Source organism: Tardiphaga sp. (genome assembly GCF_044340795.1).
Lineage (GTDB): Bacteria > Pseudomonadota > Alphaproteobacteria > Rhizobiales > Xanthobacteraceae > Tardiphaga.
Map to the genome: position 1 here is coordinate 1 of NZ_JBIISY010000097.1, position 21,651 is coordinate 21,651.

Annotated in this window: 21 protein-coding genes; 7 read left to right on the forward strand and 14 right to left on the reverse strand. The window is 62.3% G+C overall.

The window, feature by feature from the left end; translation table 11 throughout:
* From flgK to ACIQ17_RS16850, 5 genes are all read right to left on the reverse strand, one after another.
* Positions 1–663: flagellar hook-associated protein FlgK (flgK, locus tag ACIQ17_RS16830; protein ID WP_398470205.1), on the reverse strand; the 663-nt coding region annotated here is incomplete at its 3' end.
* Positions 664–721: 58 nt separating this feature from the next.
* Complete coding sequence (locus ACIQ17_RS16835) at positions 722–2,530, reverse strand: flagellar hook-basal body complex protein (RefSeq protein ID WP_398470206.1); 1,809 nt, start codon at positions 2,528–2,530, stop codon at positions 722–724.
* A gap of 200 nt (positions 2,531–2,730) precedes the next feature.
* Positions 2,731–3,237 carry a peptide-methionine (R)-S-oxide reductase MsrB gene (gene msrB, locus ACIQ17_RS16840; protein ID WP_398470207.1) on the reverse strand — a complete coding sequence of 169 codons (507 nt, stop codon included), beginning with the start codon at positions 3,235–3,237 and terminating at the stop codon, positions 2,731–2,733.
* Between the two features lie 170 nt (positions 3,238–3,407).
* Entirely contained in the window at positions 3,408–4,838 is a 1,431-nt protein-coding gene (locus ACIQ17_RS16845; protein WP_398470208.1) for a DUF1254 domain-containing protein, read from the reverse strand.
* A 289-nt stretch (positions 4,839–5,127) separates the two neighbouring features.
* Positions 5,128–6,498 (reverse strand): NAD(P)/FAD-dependent oxidoreductase, encoded by a 1,371-nt coding sequence (locus ACIQ17_RS16850; RefSeq protein WP_398470209.1) that lies wholly within the window; start codon positions 6,496–6,498, stop codon positions 5,128–5,130.
* Between the two features lie 98 nt (positions 6,499–6,596).
* Here ACIQ17_RS16850 and ACIQ17_RS16855 point away from each other — a divergent pair, with 98 nt between their 5' ends.
* A complete protein-coding gene (locus tag ACIQ17_RS16855; protein WP_398470210.1) occupies positions 6,597–7,142 on the forward strand; it encodes a SixA phosphatase family protein in 546 nt (181 codons plus the stop codon).
* Positions 7,143–7,200: 58 nt separating this feature from the next.
* Positions 7,201–7,635 carry a universal stress protein gene (locus ACIQ17_RS16860; RefSeq protein WP_398470211.1) on the forward strand — a complete coding sequence of 145 codons (435 nt, stop codon included), beginning with the start codon at positions 7,201–7,203 and terminating at the stop codon, positions 7,633–7,635.
* Between the two features lie 47 nt (positions 7,636–7,682).
* Here ACIQ17_RS16860 and ACIQ17_RS16865 read toward each other — a convergent pair whose 3' ends face one another.
* Positions 7,683–8,279, reverse strand: a complete 597-nt coding sequence (locus tag ACIQ17_RS16865; RefSeq protein WP_398470212.1) for a hypothetical protein — start codon at positions 8,277–8,279, stop codon at positions 7,683–7,685.
* 76 nt (positions 8,280–8,355) lie between these two features.
* On the opposite strand from ACIQ17_RS16865, the gene ACIQ17_RS16870 reads away from it, so the two are divergent.
* Positions 8,356–8,790, forward strand: a complete 435-nt coding sequence (locus ACIQ17_RS16870; RefSeq protein WP_398470213.1) for a hypothetical protein — start codon at positions 8,356–8,358, stop codon at positions 8,788–8,790.
* A 51-nt stretch (positions 8,791–8,841) separates the two neighbouring features.
* Here ACIQ17_RS16870 and ACIQ17_RS16875 read toward each other — a convergent pair whose 3' ends face one another.
* Positions 8,842–9,348 carry a ferritin-like domain-containing protein gene (locus ACIQ17_RS16875; protein ID WP_398470214.1) on the reverse strand — a complete coding sequence of 169 codons (507 nt, stop codon included), beginning with the start codon at positions 9,346–9,348 and terminating at the stop codon, positions 8,842–8,844.
* A 451-nt stretch (positions 9,349–9,799) separates the two neighbouring features.
* Here ACIQ17_RS16875 and ACIQ17_RS16880 point away from each other — a divergent pair, with 451 nt between their 5' ends.
* Positions 9,800–10,876 carry a YbhN family protein gene (locus ACIQ17_RS16880; RefSeq protein ID WP_398470215.1) on the forward strand — a complete coding sequence of 359 codons (1,077 nt, stop codon included), beginning with the start codon at positions 9,800–9,802 and terminating at the stop codon, positions 10,874–10,876.
* Between the two features lie 252 nt (positions 10,877–11,128).
* A complete protein-coding gene (locus tag ACIQ17_RS16885) occupies positions 11,129–13,099 on the forward strand; it encodes a hypothetical protein (RefSeq protein ID WP_398470216.1) in 1,971 nt (656 codons plus the stop codon).
* 37 nt (positions 13,100–13,136) lie between these two features.
* Here the strand turns inward: ACIQ17_RS16885 and ACIQ17_RS16890 are convergent, their stop codons facing one another.
* The 5 genes from ACIQ17_RS16890 to ACIQ17_RS16910 form a co-directional block, all read right to left on the reverse strand.
* Positions 13,137–13,781, reverse strand: coding sequence for a hypothetical protein (locus tag ACIQ17_RS16890; protein WP_398470217.1), 645 nt, complete (start codon positions 13,779–13,781; stop codon positions 13,137–13,139).
* Between the two features lie 29 nt (positions 13,782–13,810).
* Positions 13,811–15,070, reverse strand: a complete 1,260-nt coding sequence (locus tag ACIQ17_RS16895; RefSeq protein WP_398470218.1) for a hypothetical protein — start codon at positions 15,068–15,070, stop codon at positions 13,811–13,813.
* Complete coding sequence (locus ACIQ17_RS16900; protein ID WP_398470219.1) at positions 15,063–16,340, reverse strand: hypothetical protein; 1,278 nt, start codon at positions 16,338–16,340, stop codon at positions 15,063–15,065. Before ACIQ17_RS16900 ends, ACIQ17_RS16895 begins: the two co-directional genes overlap by 8 nt.
* On the reverse strand, positions 16,337–17,389 hold the full coding sequence (locus tag ACIQ17_RS16905) for an OmpA family protein (protein WP_398470220.1): 1,053 nt from the start codon (positions 17,387–17,389) through the stop codon (positions 16,337–16,339). Before ACIQ17_RS16905 ends, ACIQ17_RS16900 begins: the two co-directional genes overlap by 4 nt.
* Before the next feature lie 452 nt (positions 17,390–17,841).
* Positions 17,842–18,483: a DUF2147 domain-containing protein gene (locus ACIQ17_RS16910; protein WP_398470221.1), complete on the reverse strand. Its 642-nt coding sequence runs from the start codon at positions 18,481–18,483 to the stop codon at positions 17,842–17,844.
* A 376-nt stretch (positions 18,484–18,859) separates the two neighbouring features.
* Between ACIQ17_RS16910 and ACIQ17_RS16915 the strand changes: the two genes are divergently transcribed.
* Positions 18,860–19,312, forward strand: a complete 453-nt coding sequence (locus tag ACIQ17_RS16915; RefSeq protein WP_398470222.1) for an acyl-CoA thioesterase — start codon at positions 18,860–18,862, stop codon at positions 19,310–19,312.
* Positions 19,312–20,415: an alpha/beta hydrolase family protein gene (locus ACIQ17_RS16920; protein WP_398470223.1), complete on the forward strand. Its 1,104-nt coding sequence runs from the start codon at positions 19,312–19,314 to the stop codon at positions 20,413–20,415. The genes ACIQ17_RS16915 and ACIQ17_RS16920 overlap by 1 nt, the downstream gene beginning before the upstream one ends.
* Before the next feature lie 2 nt (positions 20,416–20,417).
* Here ACIQ17_RS16920 and ACIQ17_RS16925 read toward each other — a convergent pair whose 3' ends face one another.
* Complete coding sequence (locus ACIQ17_RS16925; protein WP_398470224.1) at positions 20,418–20,738, reverse strand: 2Fe-2S iron-sulfur cluster-binding protein; 321 nt, start codon at positions 20,736–20,738, stop codon at positions 20,418–20,420.
* Between the two features lie 134 nt (positions 20,739–20,872).
* Positions 20,873–21,220 (reverse strand): Hpt domain-containing protein, encoded by a 348-nt coding sequence (locus ACIQ17_RS16930; RefSeq protein ID WP_398470225.1) that lies wholly within the window; start codon positions 21,218–21,220, stop codon positions 20,873–20,875.
* Positions 21,221–21,651 lie beyond the last annotated feature (431 nt).

A 21,651-nucleotide genomic window follows, 5' to 3' on the forward strand; every position in this document is an offset into this window, starting at 1 on the left:
GTTGGTCGTGACGCGAATGTCCATCAGTTCGGAGAGCTGCGTGACATAGCGATCGCGCTGATCAAGCAGTGCGGCCGTATTCGAATCCGTAGATGTCCCGCCCGACGGATTGGGGGTGAGCTGCCGATTGATCGCTGCAATCTGCTGCATCAGGCTGTTGGCGGTGGCGACCGAGTCCTTGATGCCGTTATCGGCCGCGTTGCGCAGGTTCTGGATACCCTGCGTCATGGAGTTGAGCTGCTGCGCCAGAGCCTGCGCGGCATTCACCACGCCGATACGCGCCGACGAGCTGTCAGCGCTGGTGGCCAGCGCCTGCACCGCGCTCGACAATTTGCTGAATGAATCCTCCAGCGTGCCGACCGAGCCGGGATTGCCGAACATGCTCTGCAATTGCTGCAGGAAGCTGGAGCGTGTCGATGCATAGCCGGCGCCGGACGTCTCCGTGCGCAACTGGGCCATGATGTATTGATCGAGTTCGCGATTGACGCCGTCGACGCGAACGCCGTTGCCGATCGCGCCGGAATAGGTCGTGACCTGATTGGTCGTCTTGCGGATGTAGCCCGGCGTTTCCGCATTGGCCACATTGGACGAGACGAGCGACAGCGCGGACTGGTTTGCGCGCAGCCCGGCCATGGCGATGGAGAGTGCGGTGTTCAGACTCATGACTAACTGTCGCTCTCAAGGTTCACGAAGGAAAAAGGCCGCCGGAGCGGCCTCGCGCTTAGCGCATCACGTTCAGCAGATCCTGCACCATGGTGTTGGTGGTGGTGATCACCTTGGTGTTGGCCGAATAGGCCTGCTGCGTGATGATGAGTTTTGTGAATTCGTCGGCGATGTCGGTGTTCGACGATTCCAGCGACGAGCCGGAAATGCTGCCACCCTTGCCGAACAACGCTTCACCGGACTCGTTCGTCACCTCGAATGCGCCGCCATCGATGCGCTTCAGGAAGTCGGCCCCGTTGAAAGTCGCGATGCTGACTTCCGCCAGGTCGATGTTGCGGCCGTTGGAATAGCTGCCGACCACGCGGCCTTCATTGCTGACCGACACGCTCTTGAGCTGGCCGGCCGCATAGCCGTCCTGCTCGATCTGGTTGACCTGCGCATTGCCGTTCGTATCGGCAAACTGGGTGAGGCCGCCAGAGCCGAAGGCCATGGTGATATTGCCCAGCGTCTTGCCATTGATGGTCATGTTGTTCAGCGTGACCTGACCGATCACGGGATTCATTTGGCCGTTAGAACCGAAGGTGAAGTCGGTGCCGACATTCTGCCACGCCGCCGTCGTGCCGGTGGCATTGGCATCGACCTGATAGAACAGGTTCCAGGTATCGAGGTGACCCGCGCCTTGCGTGGCTGAATCGACCTTGGCCCAGCGCAACTGCACGCTCACCGGCGCACCATTGCCATCATAGGCGGTGGTGGTGCCCCCGGAGATCGACTCTTCCAGAAACGCCTTGTTGTCGTTGCCGGTCACGATGCCGGTGCCAACGCCACCACCACCACCGCGAGCCACATTGACCGTGCCGCTGAAACCGAGCGCGCCGAACGCAGTCGGATTCGAGCTCGTCATGGTGATGTTGTTGGCCAGGCCCGTATGCAACACGACAGCACCGCTGTTCACGGCAGAGGGCGTTCCGGTGTTGTTGGTGATGGCGTCGATCTTGCCGAGCAGCGTCGAGATATTGGCATCGACCGGGATATTGGTGGCGTCGTTCGCTCCGCCCGAGGCGGTGAATGTGATCACAGTTCCATTGACCGTGATGGTATCGCCAACAGCGAAATTGGCTGTCAGCGAGTCGGTGTTCGTTGCACCCGACAGTAACGTGTTTCCGGTGATCGGCGTTGCCGTGGTCAGCTTGGAATTCTGCCCCGTCCCGCTGCGCGTGCCGTCGGTGAATGGCGCAGCAGGCGTGCCGGCGACGCGCGGATTGCTGGCGAAATCGGCCGGTTGCAGCAATTCAGAGCCCGGCACGGACGCATCGGCCTTGATCGTCCGCGGATAGGCGGCGAGATTGGCGCGATAGTCGATCTTGGTGGAGGCGCGCGACGGCAGGAAATCGTTCTGGAAGCGCAGCACTTCGGGCGTCGAGCCCGCCGGGTTGCCGGTGGACGGATCGATCTTGACGCCCTGCAGATAGTAGCCGGCGCCGTTGACGAGATAACCGTTCTTGTCGAGCGAGAAGTCACCGCGGCGGGTGTATTTGTTGACGCCGTCGAAGATCGGGTTGTTGTCCGACACACTGCCCGGCTTCTGGACGGCGAAGAAACCGTCGCCATTGATCGCCATATAGGTCGCGACCGAGGCGTTCTGGGTCGAGCCGGCCACCGTATTGGTGCTGCGCGACCCCGCATTCACGCTGCCGGCGAGCTGCGCATTATTGCCCGTCTGCGGAATGAGATCGGTGAAACTGGTATCGATCCGCTTGAAAGCGGTGGTCTGCGAGTTGGCGATGTTGCCGGAGATGTTTTCCAGCGCATAGGAGTTCGCCCGCAGGCCCGCAACCGAGGTGGTGAGAGCGCCGAAGATACCCATTACATCGTCTCCAACTTCCGGGCGGCCCGCCGGGGTGATGCCAAAATGATGGCCGCTGCTGGAGGCGATGTCGCAAGGCCCGTGCCAAGCGGAATAAGCGAGACGAATCAGCGAACTAACAAGAATGCCCCGGTCCGGGGACCGGGGCACAATTGCCTAGCAGGGAAATATTTGCCGGATCGACGGGGCGCTTTCGGCCGTCAGGTCGCCGATGGCGTGGCCGGTTTGAACACCAGCGCGAAACCGTCCATGCAATAGCGAAGGCCGGTCGGCTTCGGGCCATCATCGAACACATGGCCGAGATGGCCGCCGCAGCGGCGGCAGTGGATCGAGGTACGGGTCATGCCATAACTCGTGTCCTTGCGCTCGCCAACGCCGCCATCGAGCGGCTTCCAGAAGCTCGGCCAGCCGGTGCCGCTGTCATATTTGGTCTCGGACGAGAACAGCGCATTGTCACAGCCGGCGCAGGCAAAGGTGCCCTTGCGCTTCTCCTTCAGCAACGGGCTGGAATAAGGCCGCTCGGTGCCCTCCTTGCGCAGGATCTCATATTGCTGCGGGGTGAGCTGCTTGCGCCATTCCTCGTCGGTCTTCATGACCTCGAACTTCTCGTCCGATGCGGCACGTGCGGACGATCCGGTCAGCCATTTCAGCGACAGGAGGCCGGCAGCACCGGCAGCGGTGGACAAAATCAGGCGACGGTCGATCATGATGGGTCTCCCTCGGCGGAATGCGTATCCCGTTCGTCTGGAATTACGGATCGAACCCGCTGAGGTTACATCGCCGGCGGCAAAAATCGCTCACGAAATCGCGAGCGCAGCGCCGGAAAGACCATAGGCTCGAATGTCGGGCCTATGGCTGTCCTGAGGCACGTTCGCGGCTAGTTGCGGCCGACCGTTCCGCTATCGACCTGCGCGATGGCCGGCGGGTTCCAGCGTCCATCGAGCGCCTCCTGCCTGGGTCCGTAGAGACGCAGCGTCAGTCCCAGCTTTCCGTGTTTCGGGGCGGGCAGCCAGTTCGCCTCCTTGTCCGCCCCGGGGTTCTCATTCTGGACATAGAGGTCGAGCGAACCATCGCCGTTATAGGCAAGCGCGTCGCGGTCGCCGATGGCAAAGCGGTTGATCGGGTTGGCAACCTGATAGCCCTCCTCGTCATACATGGTCAGCGACCAGAAGGCGCTCGCCGGCGGCAATTCGTCCTTCCTGAATTGCAGGATATATTTGTTCTCCGCCATCACCGGCTTGCCGGCGGCATCGGCCGCATTGAGAGGATAGATTGCATCTTCCGGCTGATTGGCGCCCAACCCCATGAGCGCGACGATGGCGCGCTTCAGATAAAAATCACCATAGACGCCCATCGTGTCGGTGTTTATCTGCCAGCCATTGACCACGCGCGCGAGTGTCGGTGCCTTGTCATGCATGAGTTTCAGACCACCGGCAGCAGCCTGTGTCAGGACATCCGCGCTGACCTTGGTGTTATCGAACGTCCCGGGCTGGATTCCGATGCGCTTCATCCGTGCGAGGATCGACCAGTCCGTCGTGTGCGGCGGATTCTGCTTCATCAGCTCTGCCGCATACTGGAAGAACTCGGCCGCCGGCATCTGGGCAACCATCCGCAATGGCTCGGTCTTGGTATCGACCGAAGGATCGATCTTCTGTTCGACCTTGGACGGTGCTCTCCCCCAATCCGCCAAGGCCGTGATCCTGTAGCCATCCTGAACCTTGTGGACGGAATCGTAGTCTTTCACACCGTTGGTCTGGGTGCGGCCGATGATCCAGACATGGGATGTAGGCGCATTGATGCGTTCGACATCCGGAGGCAGTGTTCCACTCCAGCCCGGCGGTACCAAGGCGAAGCTGGCGGCACCCGTACCATTGGTTCGCTTGCCAGGGACGGCGAAGACATCGGTCCACATGTCGAGCATCGGCAGCAGGAAGTAGCGTCCGCCGGTATCGGCCGTGGACACAATCTGGGGGCCGCCTGTCAGATCGAGCCAGGCACTCGAATACAGCGTATCGAAGTTCGGGCGCACCACGACCCTCATGTCGGCCGAGGGAAATGCACGGACGTGCGTAAAGGCGTTGGCGGGCCCGCCGATCGGATTGATCTTGGCGTCGAGATTGATCAGTTGCTTGCGCGTCAGATCCATCAGGACCAACGGATAGAAATAGACGTAGGCTTCCTGCGCGATGACTTGCGCTTCCTCGGCAGATGGTGACTGGACCGGCGATTGCTGCGCATATCCGATTGTCGGACTGACCGAAGCTGCGACGGTGATGACAAAGGCAACAGCAAAAGACGTAGCTTTCAAAAGAGTGCCACGTCGGGTGATGTTTGATCTGCGTGGGCACTTCATGATGCATCTCCAGTGTTTGATGACCGATACCGGTCTCAAGCAATGGAAGCGCGGTGGCTGCAGTCGCAGCGCGCCCCGCTCCGAACTCCAGGTCGGCAGCGGCCAAGCACACACTCTAGGATTGAGCGCGCATTGATTCAAGAACGTCTGCGCCGCATCCGAGGCTGGCGAATGTCGCCGTGCGAAGACACTTCCGTTTCGTGTTCGGAAACGGACCTTTTTGTTTCAACGACGATTGAACATGCTAGGCAATCGGCCCGCCGGTTCCTGCGCGGGCATTGGCCTCCGCCAGACGCGCTTCACGCAGCTCTTCCCGCACCCCTGCCCGCTCGCGATAGCGCGCCAGCGTGCCTTCCAGCGCCGACACCTGCCGCTGCCAGACCCCTACCCCGTGCCCGACCACGCGGCCGATCCGGCCGCCGGCCCAGACGAGTTCGAAGGGGGCGAACAGGTTGGTGCGGTCGTCGCGGGCGGTCATGCCGCGGGCGATCATCTGCCCGGCCATGGCCGTGGTGTTGAGCCCCTGATGACCGAAACCGCTGGCCACCCACAGACCCGGCCTGAGCTGCCCGATCTGCGGCATGCCATGCACGGTCTGGCCCATGGCGCCGCCAAAGGTCTCCGTGACGGCAACCTTGCCCAGTTGCGGAAACACCGTCCTGATCCGCCGCGCGATTTTTCGCGCGAAGCGCTCCGGCTTCACCGGCCATGTCGTTTCCGGAAACGACCACATCAGACGGTCACCCTCGACAATCCGAAAATGATCGACGCCGTCGGTGTCGCTCACCGAACCCGGAAAGCTGATCACCTCCGCCAGCCGCTCGCCGAGCGGCTCGGTGATGCCCGCATAGCGCCACACCGGCAGCAGCGTGTCCGACAGCCGCTGCGCCGGAGAACCGAGATGCACATTGCCGGCCAGCACCACATGCTGCGCGCGCAACTGCGCCGATGGCGTCGTGATGCGTTTCATTACGCCCGCCGCGTCGAGACTCATCGCCGGCGAATCCTCGAAGATGCGCACGCCCGCCCGCTTCGCCAGCGCGGCGAGGCCCATCAGATATTTCCGGCCGTCGATCTGGAAGGCTTTCGGATAGTGCACGCCATGGAAGTAGCGCTGCGTCTTCAGCGCCTCGCGCACGCGCTCGACCTGCCAGCCTTCGGCGACTGTATCGAAATCCTCGTTCAGCATCTGCAGCCGCGCGATCAGCTTCTCGCCGACATCGACATTGGAGACTTCGAGCGCACCTTCGCTGAACGCGAGATCGGGAATCGCACCATCCGTCGCGCGTGCACGCACCGCCTCGGCGCCCTGCTGCGACAGCGCCCACATCTCGCGGGCATCTTCCAGCCCGACCCGCTCGACCAGATCGGCCAGCGGCAGGCCGAAGCCCGGCGTCACCGTCCCCACCTGGCTGCCGGACGCGTTCCAGCCGACATGGCGGCCTTCCAGCACGACCACGCTGGCGCCCATCACGGCAGCCTCCAGCGCGATGGACAGGCCGGCAAGGCCCGCGCCAATCACGCAGACTTCGGTATCGATGGGATAAGCTAGCCGGTTGCGGTCCTGGTCGGCCACGTCGGGTCCAAATGTCACGCTTGCAGAAGCTGCGGTCATGCCGTTTCCTACGGGCAAGTGCCGCGCTTGTCACCTTGTCCTCATCGTCCACGTCCATTAATCCGCAATTCACTGCCGCCCAACGAATCGAGATCCGAATGCGCCGATTGATGCTGCTCCGTCACGCCAAGACCGAAACGGACGCGCCGAGCGGCAAAGATTTCGACCGTCGCCTGGACGACCGTGGCCGCGCCGACGCCGCGCTGATCGGCGGCTGGCTGAACAGCCATCCGCCGCATCCCGACATGGTCTGCGTCTCCACTGCCATGCGCACGCGCCAGACCTGGGATCTCGTCTCCGCCGCGATGCCCTCGAACAAGCCGACCGTCGAACATGTGGACGAGCTCTACGGCGCCGGTCTCGAGGAACTGGTGGCAGTGATCCGCGATGCTGCAGTGCAGGACCCGCGCCGCCTGATGTTGATCGGCCACAATCCCGGCCTGCATGAAATGGCGCTCGGCCTGATCAAGGACGGCAGCAAGGGCGGCGACGCCGAGGGGCGCAAGGCGCTGTCCGACAATCTGCCCACCGGCAGCATCGCCATCATCGACTTCGCCGTCGACAGCTGGAACGACATCTCCTTCCGCACCGGCACGCTGGTGAAATTCACAAGCCCGAAGCTGCTGAAGGGCATTGGTCAATAAGTCACCTGCCGCGGGGCTGTGATCGTGCTACGCTCCATCGGACACGGTGGAGGTGCAGATGTACAAATCCATTCTGGTCCCGATCGATCTCGCCGAGATCGAACTCGCCAAGCCCGCGATCGCGCAGGCAGGTCTGTTCTCGAAGACCTTCGGCGCCAAGGTGCGCCTGCTGAACGTGATGGCCATGACGCCGGTGATGCTGGCGGAATATGTGCCCGCCGATTTCGACACCCAGCAGCGCGACAGTTCGGAACAGGCGCTCGCCACCGTCGCACGCGACTGTGGCATCGATGGCGAGCATGTCTCGAGCGTGGTCCGCCAGGGCGGCATCTATCACGAGATCCTCGAAGAGGCCGCGGCCGTCAAAGCCGATCTCATCGTGATGACGTCACACCGCCCGGCCATGCGCACGTATTTCCTGGGCTCCAATGCCGGGCATGTGGTGCGCTATGCGAAGTGCTCGGTGCTGGTGGTGCGGCAGGCGGCGGCGTAAATCTGTAAGGTGGGCAAAGGCGCAAGGGCGGTTTGCCCACCCTACAGCTACCCCAGCAAATCCTGCGGCACGTCATCGAATGTATAGCTGCGCGGCCGATTGCGCCGGAGAAAATCCCAGCCCTGCCAGCCGAACAGTGCGCTCAGCAGCAGGATGAACACCACGCCCGCAAACTCACCCGTCACCAGCGCGCGGATCAGCAGCGCCGCCATCGCGAGACCAAGCAGCACCATCGCCGCCACCAGCACGTTGAATGTCAGCGGCTTGATGCCGGCGCTCAACGTCGCCATGCTGCCCGCCGCCGCCAGCTTTTCATGCAGGGTGGCGATGAAGGCGGGATAGCCGAATTGCGGCTCCATCAGCGCCGCGGTCTGTTTGGTCGTCGAAAACATCTTGAGCCGGCGCCCCGCGCGATTGCGCAGCTCGGCGCTGTAGCGTTTGCGCTGCATGGCCATCGGCCGATAGGACAGCCGCACCGACGCGACATCCGCGTAAGGCCACAGTCCCGACCGCCCCCCGATGGTCCAGACGATCCCCTCATCCGTCAGCTCGAACCGATGCGCCGGCCCCATCAGCGAGGCGCGGTAGAAATAGGTCTTTCCGTCGCTCGCTTCGCCCGGCCTGTTCAGCAGTGAACCCAGCACGTCTCTCTCCCCAAGGCCTCGTACGTCACCAAGCCGCAGCTTGCGCAGGCGCCTCCCCGTCCCTTACAAGCTCCTCATGGCCGAGACGACCATTTTTCCGCGCCGCCTGATTCTCGCGGGCGCGACGATTTCCGGGGTGATGCTGGCGCTCGCCGTGCACATGCTCGGGCAGCGCTTCGGTCTCGATCTCGGCGGCCTCTGGCGCAGCGATCCCGTGAATTTCATGCCGATCGGCTCCGCCATCGCCTGGTGGCTGATTGCCGCCATGGGCTTTGTCAGCGGCTATGTCGCTGCCAATCTGCTGGACAGCGCGGCGTCAGGCCGCATCCCGCGCCGGATGCGCCATTTCCTGATCGGCATCGGCGTGCTGGTCCTCGCCGGCGCCGGCCAGGCCGCTTCGGCGCCCAATGCGATCGCGACCGCGTCCGGCGTCATCGCGGGCCTGATTGCCGTGTTGCTCGGCGGCGTCATGGCTTTTTGCGGCGCGCATTTTGCGCTGAAGCGTGCATAGAAAATCGCGCGGGCTTTCACCCGCGCGATGTCGCGATTGGCCGCTCTCGAACTAGCTCGCCGCCCGCAAATTCACCTTGCCTTCCGCCAGCGAGGTCAGCTTCGCATCGGTCTGCTTCTCCTCATCCAGCGTCTTCTGCAGCACCGACGCGCAGTCGTTGCGGCCGAGCTGGCGGGCCCAGGCGATCAGGCTGCCATAGCGCACGATCTCGTAATGCTCCGCGGCCTGCGCCGCATTGATCAGGGCTGCATCAAGCACATGCTTGTCGGCGACTTCGCCCGCCGTCTCGTCGGCTTCCTTGATGATGCCGTCGATGGCCGGACAGGTCACCGCCTTGACCTCGGCGCCATGCATCTTGAACACCTCTTCGAGGCGCTGCACATGCACTTCGGTCTGCTTGAGGTGCTCCTCGAAACCCTGCTTTAGCTTGGGCTCGGTGGCCTTGCCGGCCATCTTGGGCAGCGCCTTCAGAAGCTGCTTCTCGGCGTAGTAGATGTCCTGCAGCTGGTGCACGAACAGGTCATCCATCGTCTTGATGTCGCGGGTGAACAATCCCATGGTTTTGTCCCTTGGATTGGAATGAAGCCGCGTCGGCGGGCGAGCGGCCTCGCCGGAGGCCGCCTTGCGCGTCTGCTCATTGTGTCGTTTAGCCGCGTCTCATTCGGTTGCTGATACCACCGCTAACCGGTCACTTCGGGACATGTTCCTGGCGATGGGCGTCCTCCGCACTGGAACGCCGGGCTTTCGGGCCTATATCAAGGCCAACGCAACGACGCTGGTTTACCGTGCAAATTCAGACAGATTGCAGCCATGGCGGGAATGTGACGAGATCGCGTCCCCGGCATTAACACTACCGCTGTCAAGGGCTGCACAATGAAGCGTTTTTGCCGTAAGGGTTTGGCCGAGATGAGTGAACGTCGCGTATGAGTGAATCGGCTATTTACCGCCCCATGAATCGCCCTTTGCAAGAATCGGCTTTCCCTTTGTTCGCGCTCCGTCGGGAGGACGAATGTTTCGATTGCTGACCGCGCTCGGGCGTGGCTTCAAGCAACATGTCGGCTGGAAACGGCTGGGTGTTGTTGCGAGCCTGATCGTCATTGCGCTCGCCATCTCCCATCTGGTGACCACGCTGAAGGGCCTCGACACCGCCAAGGTCCTGGCGGCGATGGCGGCCAAGTCGACCATGGAGATCACCCTGGCGACCCTGTGCGTGATCGGCGCCTTCTGCACCCTCACCTTCTACGATTTCTTCGCGCTGCGGACGATCGGCAAGAATCACGTCCCTTATCGCATCGCCGCGCTGTCGAGCTTCACCAGCTACACGATCGGCCATAATCTCGGCGCCACCGTCTTCACCGGCGGCGCGATCCGTTTCCGCATCTACTCGGACTACGGGCTGAACGCCATCGACGTCGCGAAGATCTGCTTCATCTCCGGCCTGACATTCTGGCTCGGCAACTGCTTCGTGCTCGGCATCGGCATGGTCTGGCACCCGCAGGCCGCCTCGGCCATCGACCAGCTGCCGGACACGATCAATCGCCTGATCGGCCTCGCCTGTCTGGCCGGTATCGCCGGCTACCTGATCTGGGTTGCCACCGGCAAGGAGCGCCGCCAGCTCGGTCAGAACGGCTGGAAGGTCATGCTGCCCTCGGCGCCGCTGACCCTGCTGCAGATCGCCATCGGCGTGGTCGATCTCGGCTTCTGCGCGCTGGCCTTTTACCTGCTGATGCCGGAAACGCCCTATGTGGATTTCGTCTCGGTGTCGGTGGTATTCATCCTCGCCACCCTGCTCGGCTTCGCAAGCCATGCGCCGGGCAGTCTCGGCGTGTTCGACGCCGCCATGCTGGTGGCGCTGCCGCAGTTCAAGCAGGAAGAGCTCGTCGCCACCGTGGTGATGTTCCGCATCCTGTATTTCATGATCCCGTTCGCGATCTCGATCTGCATCATGGGCACCCGCGAATTGTGGCTCAGCGTCATCAAGCCGTGGCAGCAGCGCAAGACGGGCGGCACCTCCAGCGAGCGCCGCGAAGGCGAACCCGCACCGGTGGTGGTTCAGCAGCCCATGAAGCGGCAGTCGCACGGATAAGGCTCGCCCCTTCTTCGAGCCGCGCCCCCCGTTTGTCATCCCCCGCGAAAGCGGGGGATCCAGTAAACGGCGTTGTCACGGTTACATCATCAAAGGCAGTGTCTACTGGATCGCCCGGTCAAGCCGGGCGACGACAGAATGCACGCCCGCACTCAAATCCCGCTGATCTTGCCGCGAAGCCACTCCCGCGGAACGAGTTCCGTATGCTAGGCGTTTCTTACTTCCGCCCCATACGTGACGTTCAACGCGCCCATGACATCCGCCTTTTTCAGACGTTCATTTCTCGTCGCCGTCACGCTTGCCGGCATGGCAACTGCGCTGCCCGCCCGGCACGCAGCCGCGCAGGCGCCGACCGCCATTGCGCCGGTCAACAACGCCGCGATCCAGATTTCCTGGGAGGTCCGCAATCGCTTCCGCCTGTTCAAGGAAGAACGCGACTTCCAGCTTCACGTCGATGCCATGCGCAATCGCAGCGTGCTCGCCTCCGAACAGGCGCTCGGCCTGCAGAGCGACGGCCGCGGCTGGGCCCGCAACACCGTGGGTCGTCTTTGCATCGATCTCGCCGGCAAGGTCAGCGAGCCCTGCGCCCGTGAAGGCACGCGGGAAAGCTACCTGACGCCGTCCGATCACCCGGTCACCGTCCGCCTCACCGGCGAAGTGCCGGTCGGCGCCGTCTGCGCCTGGACATTCGACGATGGCGAAGGCCCGCGACAGTCGACCCTCGATTGCGCCGAGCCGATCAATTTCCGCGCCCTCTATGGACGCCGCACCGTGGCCACCGTGGACGTCTCCAGCGGCGAAGGCCCGATGCGCACCTCCACCGACATCGTGGTGCGCGACATCCTGATTGCCGGTCTTGGCGACTCCATCGCTTCGGGCGAAGGAAATCCGGACCGCCCCGTCGCACTTTCCGACGATGGCTTCTGCTTCCGCTCCTATTCGGGCGGCCCCACCGCGCAATACTATCGCCCGAGCCGTGCCGGCTTCAAAGGCGGCCGCTCCTGCGATTCCTACGAGTCGCTGCAGGCCTGGCAGCGCGCCGGTGCGCAGTGGCTCAACGCCGCCTGCCATCGCTCGCTCTACAGCTACCAGACCCGCGCAGCCCTCGCGCTTGCGGTCCAGTATCCGCATATCGCCGTCACCTATCTGCCCCTCGCCTGCTCCGGCGCCACCATCCCGGACGGCCTGCTCGGCAGCCAGCGCGCCCGCGAATGCCTGACCACCAAGAACGCCTCCACTTGCGCCGGCAGCGTCAACGGCCAGGTCGCCGAACTGCGCGAAGCCATGACCGCCGTGAAGCGCCGTGCGCCGAACCGCCGACTCGATCTGGTGCTGCTGTCCATCGGCGCCAATGACATTAACTTCTCCGGCCTCGTCGCCGACGTCATCGTCGACAACGACACCGAGCGCACGCTGTTCAGGCGCGCCGGCCTGCTCGGCTCGGTCGAAGATTCCCGCAACGCGCTGGTGCGCGATCTCCCCGCCGCCTTCGGAAAGCTGCGCGAGCAGTTGAAACCGCTGGTCGGCGGTGACATGGGCCGCGTCGTGTTCGCAGCCTATGCCAATCCGGCACTTGTGAACGGCGGCGCCTGCCCCGGCGGCCCTGCCGGCTTCGACGTGCATCCGTCCTTCTCGGCCGATGCGCGTCGCCTCGCCAATGTCACCAGCTTCGTCGATCGCGAATTCCTGCCGCGGCTGCGCTCGGTGGCCATGTGCGAGGGCGGCGTGCTGTGCCGCAATCCCGAATCCGATCGCATGACCTTCGTCGATGCGCATCAGCAGTCCTTCGCCAATCACGGCTTCTGTGCGCGCGGATCGAATGATCCCGAATTCGATCGCGCCTGCTTCTCGTCGAAGGGCGACAGCTTCAACACCAGCCTCGTCGAATCCGCGCAGCAGCCGATGGCCTGCGGTCGCGGCGCCAGCGAATTCCGCGCCTATGCCCCGCGCGCCCGCTGGATCCGCGACGCCAATGACAGCTATTTTGCAGCGATGACCTATCCGCAGGGCTATTCGGCGGCGATCCAGCCGGCCGATATCCATGACGCGACCTGGGGTGTGCTGTCCGCTGTCTATGGCGGCGCGATCCATCCCACGGGTGAAGGCCATGCGGCCATGGCCGATGCGGTGGTGCCGGCAGCAGCGAACGTGTTGCGGCTCGGTGCGGAAGCGGAAGTTTCGCAGGAGCCGCTGGCGCCGGTTCAGATACCAGCCGCACAGTAGTGGGGCAGTCCCGTTACATCACCCGCCGATCGCGCCATCAGGCGGGCTCGTAATCACCATTGGGCGTACGGCACACGACCTGCGCCGGAACGTCTGTCTCGCCCTTGGTCTGCACGCTCACATTCGTGTTCAGCGTCCGGCAAATCCGTTGCCCGGACGCCGCCGCGACCTGCGCCTGGGATCGCTTTGCCGGCTCCGCGCTGGATGGCTTTGCCGATGCACCCACATCGGTGACGCGTACCTCGACCTGCCGCTCTAAGCCGTCCTGGCCGCGATAACTCACTCTCTGTGGCTGCCCGGTACGAGCCGCCTGGATTTGCGCCGCGCGAATACGGGCCCTGTCCTGCTCATCCAGCGCAGAGATCACCGCACAGAGCGCGCCACCAGCCGCTGCTCCGAATACGGCGCCCATACCGGCATTATTGTTACGGCCAGTTGCGCCGCCAATGATAGCACCGAGAATGGCACCGCCGGCTACCGAAGCAACACATTTCGAAACTACGCTATCGATCTCCCAATTCGGCGGAGCTGCCCGGCCACCGCCACCGTAGTAGTCTCCCTGTTGGGCGGATACCGCTGAGCTGGATAGCAGCGAAAGCGAGACGACGATCGCAGCAAACGGTCGGATTGATCGCCCGCATCGATCGGCAAGCACTGAGCTGCGAGAAATCGTCTGAAACATAGGCTCGTTCCGTTACAAGGGTCAGGTAATCAAAACTGCTGATGTTCGGTGCGCTGGACGGCAAACTTGAAATCGTCCATCTGGCGATCACCCATCTGGATTTTTGCCGATGGATCCCAAATCCGGACCGCTCCGCTATTCCCGTTGAAGGACATTTCGAAATAGCGGAGCCCGGACCACGCGAATTGCTGATTGAAAACCGGCCGTTCGCCCGGATCGGGATTCCAAGCCTGCCCCATCAGCCGGCCGTCGCCCTTTACCTCGCAGGCATCTGCGGTCTTGCAGATTGCTTTGCCCGAGATCGGCGTTGCCAGAGATCGCCCGGTGGTCACCTCGATCCAGCTATTGACGAGATTGCCCTGGGCATCGACCGCCAGCCGCACTTGCACCGGCGCCAGGACGTCACCCATTTGAACGGTGCCGCCGAACACACGGATATCTGTGGGCGCAGGCAGCAATTGCGGCACGCCGTCGGACCGCCACCCCACCAGCAATCCGCGCGCTCGCAACAGAAAGGCTTCCGCAAAGGCCTTTAGATGAGGGCTTCCATTGGCCGGAAAACCGATGACATGGACCTCGGCCCGCTGGAAATCGACATTGGCATTTGTCGCCAACTCCATCCCAGCTTCCCGCGCGGCCTTCTGGTTCGGCCAATCGGCCTTGTCGGCCAGCTGAAAGCCGGAAAACACGACGATCCGCGGAATGCCTTCCGAGAGGTCGATCAATCGCGGCGACGACGCCATCGCGCGAAGCAGAGAACCCGGCATCGGAGGTTTCCCGGCCGTCTGCTTCACCAATTCCTGTTTGGCGAAGCTAATGGCCGTGAAGCTGCGCACCAGCGCGTTCTCATAGGCCTTGCGCGCGTTTTCGATCCGCTTGGCAGCTCCACCCGTGAAAAAGTCGTTAAGCGCGCTGCCTCCTTCTTCGAGCTTATTGCGTTGCTCGACGCTGAGATTGGGCGAGCATCCCACAAAGACCGGCGACAGTTCGGTGCCTTCCTGCCGGGCCAGGAAGATCTTGATCTGCTCGCCGGGATTCATGGTGCCGCGTTGTCCGCCCGGTAATCCATCTGCGACTTCGAGCAGCGCACGCGTCCAGCGCTGATTAGGCACCGCGGCGTCGGGTCCCGATGCGACCAGTGCCTCGTCGACGATGACAAGGGTTTGCCGCAGCGACACCCGCCCCGTCGAGCGGCAGGCCTCATCATATCGCACGAGTTCAAGTGCGTGGGCCGGCGCCGCAAATGCAAGGAGCAAAGCGACGACAAGCAGAACTTTGCGATCACGCATAGGGCAGCCTCAGCTTCATTTGTTCATATGCGGAGATGTCGATGCGCAGACGCTTGTCGTCGCTCAGATTGTTGATGTCCTCGACGATGAATTCGAGCTTGCTGCGTCCCTCGCCGGCGGAGACCAGCGAGGCGCGATACTCCTCAAGCAGCGCCAGCACGCGGTTGTCGATTTTTCGCAGCGCCTCGAAGCCGGAGCGCGCAGCGACGTAATCTGGGCGGCTTCGTAATTGCCTCACCTCAAGCTGCTCCAGATTGCCGAGCGCCTTCTGGGCGCTGGAAATATGCTGCGCCTTGCGATGCTGAAGGTCGCGCTCATACATCGCCGAGACCTGCTCCTGCAGATTCTTGACGATCTTCTGCTTGAGGCCGAAACCGGGGATATGGCTGTGCGCCACGTAGGCCAGCACTACCCCGAGAAACCAAATCAGGATATTGCCGCCGATGGAGAAGCCGAATGCCATGTAGTCGGCATAGGACAGCGGTTCGCCGACGACAAGCTTGCGCTGGATGTCTTCCTGAAACAACAGGCTGCGGCCGGTGATGACGATCCCCATGGCAATCGTGAAAAGGCTCAGGCCGAGCGCGAGAAACCGCACCGACTTCATCTTGTCGCGACTGCCCACATGACCGCCGAACAGCTCCCCCCACTGCTTGATTGTGGTACCGACTATGTGGCTGGAGAAGGCAATGCCGACGGCAACGATGACCACCAGCGCCGCCGCGATCGCCGGCGTAATAATGGGAAACTTCGAGAACGATTCGAAGTTCAGCGGCAATTCCGGCAGCGCGAACAGGCCTAGAAGTCCGATATAGACCTTTGTCGTCCATTCATTCGCATCATCCCCCCCGTTGGCTGCCTTCATCTGCTCGTAAGCGTGCTTGGCATCCTCCAATTCTGCACTGAGACGCTTCACCTTTTCATCAGTAAAGTAATTCTCGCGCTCTTTGGTGATCTCCTCGAATTTGCGCCGCTCGATGCGATCGCGCTCGCTTTCGATGAGGAAGCCGCGCTGCCCCTTGCCGAGGTCGATCGCCGAGAACTCGCTGCGCAGCTGCTGCAGAGCTGGACCACGCACGCTGGCCACCACTCGCCGGTACCACAATTGCATGGCCGGCGTCAGATACGGGGGACGACCATCATCGGAATTGTGTTCACCCGACAACGAAATTGAGCCCTGTGCGGCTTCCTTGGGCGCGTTGTCGATGAGCATGCGCGCAAGCGCGCCATCATATGACAGATCGAGTTGATCATATTCCTGAAGACTCACAATATTGGCGCCCCCACGCTGACACGCTGTTCCTTGAGATCGATGATCACTGGAGAATTTGCTTCAATCTTCACGACCTGAGCTGCACTTGCGACCGACGCCTTTCCCAGTTCGGAATTCGCCGGCGCCTTCCCCAACTCGGAATTGATCGTGGCTTTTGCCAAGCCGGAACTCACCGTTGCCTTGCTCAGTTCGGAATTCACGGGTGCTTTGCCTGCCTCCTCATTCACGGGCGCATTGGCAATTTTGGTCCCGATCGGCGCGATGGTGCGCGCGGCGGCGACTTCGGCGCTAGCGCTCCTGTCGCCGACGGGCGCTGGAGGATTCTCGCTCAGCACCGGCGTCGCAACCACGGGCGACGCATTCGCGACCGAGGCCTGCTGCGCCAGCCAGACCGCCACTGCCTCGGGCCGCGCAGCGAAGAGAAATTCGACTCGGCGGTTCGCGGCCATGTTTTCAGAAGTTGTGTTGGGCCTGACGGGAACGGTCTTGCCGAAGCCGACGCGCCACAGCCGCGCGACGCCGATGCCGCGTGAGAACAAATATCGCGCCACAGTATCGGCGCGCGCGACGGAAAGCGGATAGTTGTACTCGTCACTACCGCGACCATCGGCATGGCCTGCGATGAACAGCGCCACATCCGGAACATCCTTACGCAAGCTTTCGGCGACAACATTGAGAACGGGAAGCGCTTCCGGGCGCAGTTCGGATTTATCCGTGTCGAAAAAGACCTGTTGCCCGAAAACCAGACGCAGAACGGGTAAATCGACATCGAACGCCCGCAGATATCGGCGATCAACAAGCGCTTCGTAGAATTGAGGGCTCGCGAGCAGCCCCTGCGTGGCGAGCCGCCGAAACCGGTTTTTCCGGTCCTCATGTTCGAGCGACGCGGTCTGGGTCCAGTTGAATTCTTGCGCGCTCGCCCGGACCGGCGGCCGGGCTTGCCCCACGGCGGCCGACGAGATCAAGGCAACTGCAATGCATGCGGTCACAAGCAATAAGGGCGCGGAGCGGCACGCTTTAATATACAACTTAAAAATGGATAACATCGCCAAACACCCCCAGATAGAATGGAGTTTATGGCGCAATTTTGCCGCAACGCAAGGTGTTAAGTGGACACCTGGCGAAAATGATCGAAGTAAATTATGCCAGATTAATCAGTCAGATAAGGCTTTTCGGGTATGCACCGGCAACCAGCAGGGCGCCGTTAGCGTCATTATCGCACTAATTGCATTCGAAAATGATGTCACTTTCTGCGAGTTTCGCAGAATCGCACACCAATGGCGCCGAGAACGCGAAATCGATCTTCGGCGCTTGGCAGCGCGGACTGTGGCGCGTTCGGCAAACCGACGGCAACCGTCCTCAAGCAGGATCGGCAAGATGGCCCAGACATATCAAAGGGCGAACATCGCCTTGGTCCGCAACAGCGGCGATACGAGACGACATCAACAAAATGGCGGACAAAGCGTGATCACGCTTTGTCCGCCATTGAAAACTGAAATCAGCGCTGCTGCGGCTGCTGAGCCTGCGGCGGCGTTGCGCTGGCCTTGCGCATCGGCGCCTTCGCCGTGCCTGTCGTGGCCGGCTGCTTCGCCGCCACCGTCTGGTTCGGCAAATATTTCGCGATCACGCTCGGATCGAGCGAGGCCATCGACGCATCCGGCAGGCGGTACCAGGTCTCGTCCTTGCCGAGCAGCGCGATGCCCCAGAAGCCGCGCACCGTCAGCGCGCGTCCATCCGGGCTCACGCTCATCTTGGCCTTGTAGACCTTGCCGTCGCGCGGATCGAGAATGTTGCCATTCTCATACTTCAAGCCCTGCTGCTGCATGTTACGGATGAAGGAGATGCCCAGCACGGGCTGGCCCTTCCGATCATCGACGCATTTGCTGCAAATCTCGTCACCCGGCTTGTCATCCGCGCTCGGGAACGTCCTGGCGATCGCGCCTTCATAGGTGCTGCCATTGTTGACAACCAGAACCCAGACGACGGGTTTGCCATCCTCGGTCTTCTGCCAGAGGCCGGCTGCGGTGGGACCGGCCGCCGAGGGGCCGGCAGCGACCTGTTCGGCAGCAAAACCCGGAGTCGCGAGCAGCGTGGCAGCGGTTGCCATGACGGCAAGCTGGCGGGATCGAAACTGGACCATCAACATCCCCTTCGCAGTTCGTCGTCCGAGACCAGATGGTTTACGGACTATCAATCTTGCGCGACGAAAGAGTGACCCCGCTTGATGGCTTTTGCAAGATTGCCGATCACGCTTCAGGTTTCCATTCGTTGCCCCTGCCTCAATGCTGCCACAAGAAACGGTAGCCGGATGGCGCTAAACCGGCTCCAGATCCTGCGGCAGACTTGCGGCGCTTGCGGCAGCACAGCGGCAGCGAGGCCCCTCATCGTCGTTAAGCAAAGGTAGCGAGTGATAGTTAACACCACGCTTCCATAGCGGCTTACTCTGCTACGCAGCGCCCTTGCCTGTGCTGCGCAACTACGCTGTAACGACAGCAAGCCAGCAGGAGAACTCCGACGTGAATGCCCCGACCCGCGCGCCTGCGCCGATCCTCGAAGACTATCCTTTCCGCCTGACGGACAATGTACGCTTCATGGATCTCGACCCGAACAACCACGTCAACAACGCGATCTATGCCAGCTATTTCGAAACCAGTCGGGTGATGCTCACCAAGGACTCCGCCTATGGGATTACGCCGGAAGGGCTGACCTGGGTGCTGGCGCGCCTCGATGTTCACTTCCGCGCCGAACTCCACTGGCCCAATACGATCCAGCTCGGCACCGGGATCGAAAAATTCGGACGCACGTCGCTGACATTCTCCCAGGTGGTTTTCTGCGAGGGCAAATGCATTGCTTCGGCAAGCGCGACCACGGTGATGGTCGGCCTCGAAAGCCGTCAGCCCACGGCGATTCCGCCTGAAGTAATCGAGAAGATGCAGCCCTGGATGATGCGGAATAGCGGAGCCGCATGATGCGCAGGCTCCTCGTGATCGCCGCTCTGTGCAGCCTCGCCTCGGCAGCGGTCGCACAGCAGCCGGTCCGCGAGGAGCTTCGCATTCCTCATGCAGCCGCACGGCCGAACGGTCTCGAAGCCGTATTGATCAAGCCGCCCGGCACGAAACGTTTTCCGATCGCACTGCTCACGCATGGTGCGCCACGTGATGGCACTGAACGGCCTGCGATGTCGCCATCACGCGCGCATGCGCAGGCGATGGAGTTCGTTCGCCGCGGATTTGCTGCGCTGGTGGTCATGCGGCGCGGCTATGGCACATCCGACGGCGGCTTCGTCGAACGCGCGGGTCCCTGCGAGAAACGCGATTATTTCACCGCCGGCAATGTTGCTGCCGACGATCTTCGCGCGGCCATTGATGCGATGAGCCGGCGCACGGATGTGAGCACCCAGGGCATGATCGCTGTCGGCGTCTCCGCCGGCGGCTTTGCCGGCGTGGCGCTCGCATCCCGTCCACCGCCCGGCCTTGCCGCCGTGATCAGTTTTGCCGGCGGCCGCGGCTCCCGCAGCGACAATGATGTGTGCTCCCCCGACGCGCTGGTGGCGGCCTTTGCCAGCTACGGCAAGACCGCGCGTGTCCCGATGCTGTGGGTCTATGCGGAGAACGACAAATATTTCGGCCCCGAGCTCGCCCGGCGCATGCATGCCGCCTTCAACGCCACCGGCGGCCGGGCGCAGTTGATCGAGGCGCCCGCCTTCGGCGAGGACGGGCATGCGCTCTATTCGCGCGGAATTGCGCTCTGGACGCCGATGGTCGATCAATTTCTGCGCGCGCACGATCTCGGCAGCCGCGACCTGATCACGCTGTCCACGCCAAGCCTGCCGCCCCCTCCGCAGTTGAAAGACGTCGGTCGGAAGAATTTCGAGAGCTATCTGGCTGCGGCCCCGCACAAGGCCTTTGCGGCGTCACCGCGCGGCGCGTTTGCGTACCGGGCCGGCCGCCGCACCGAGCAGGAAGCGCGCGACGACGCTCTGGCTGCCTGCGCGAAATATACCAAGGATTGCGCGATCTATGCGATCGACGATAAGCTCGCCGGCGCCGCGACGGCGGCCGGCGCACGTTAGACTTACGCCTGGCGTTCCGGCGTGATCACCACGAGGCCGTCGAGGGCGTCGGTGATCTTGATCTGGCAGGACAGGCGCGAGTTCGGCTTGATGTCGTAGCCGAAGTCCAGCATGTCCTCTTCCATCGGGGTCGGGGCGCCGACACGCTCCATCCACGCATCATCCACATAGACATGGCAGGTGGCGCAGGCGCAGGCGCCGCCGCATTCGGCCTCGATGCCGGGAATCGAATTGCGGATTGCGGCTTCCATCACGGTAGAGCCGGTGTCCGCATCGATGGTGCGGGTTTCGCCGGAATGGTCGACAAAGTTGATTTTGGCCATGATGCTCGCACTGCCGGAAAGAAGATACGGCTGTCCTATAACGGGTCGCCCCGCGTCGCGCCAGCGCCAGCAGCAAAACCGTCATCTGCAAAAACGGGGACGCAGCTCTCGTCGGAACGACAAAAGTCCAGGAACTACGACCGCCTGAGAATGCCGTCGATTTCCTCGCGCGCCTCGAGCACGGCATCCGTCAGGGTCATCAGCGCTTCCGTGCTGTCCGACTTGTCCCGCAGCATGTTTTCCAGCCATTCGGCGGCATCCGTGATCCGGAACGCCCCGATCGCTTCGGCCGAGCCCCGGAGCTTGTGCGTCAGCTCCCCGACATTGGTCGGCATTTTCACGATTTTCTCGATGAGGTCGCTCGCCTGGGCCGCGAACATGGCCAACACCTCCTGCTCGAGGCTGGCATCGCCCATGGTCATGCGCTTGAGGTGATCGACATCGAAGGGCCCATCATCGGGAACCAGCGGCGGTGACGGCATCCATTGAACCCGTTCGAGCTGAAACGACATTGATATAGGCCCAAATTCCGCGCCGCCGGCTGTCCGGCTGCACTTTTTCGTAGCCAAACACGGAACTGGTTAACGGAACGTTCTATGCTCGACACGGCTTTTTGACGCCAGTTTGACAAGAATTAGCCACAATTCGCCCAACGAACCCGGTATTCGATGCTTAACAGAAGGTTATCTGGGGCAGCCGTTAACTATCCTTAAGAATGTCTTAACCGGAAGCATTTCATTCGCGCTTCCAAGCCAATAGGATGTTTGCGGGAAGTAGTGGACAAGCCGAGCGACCGGCAGTTTACGACCGAGAGATGGGGTACTTGCTTGATGACGTGGGGTCATGGGGCAAGGCGGTAGCCACAACTCGCGCGGGAACTTCCGTAGTATTGCGTAACAGGGGGCGCGTGGAA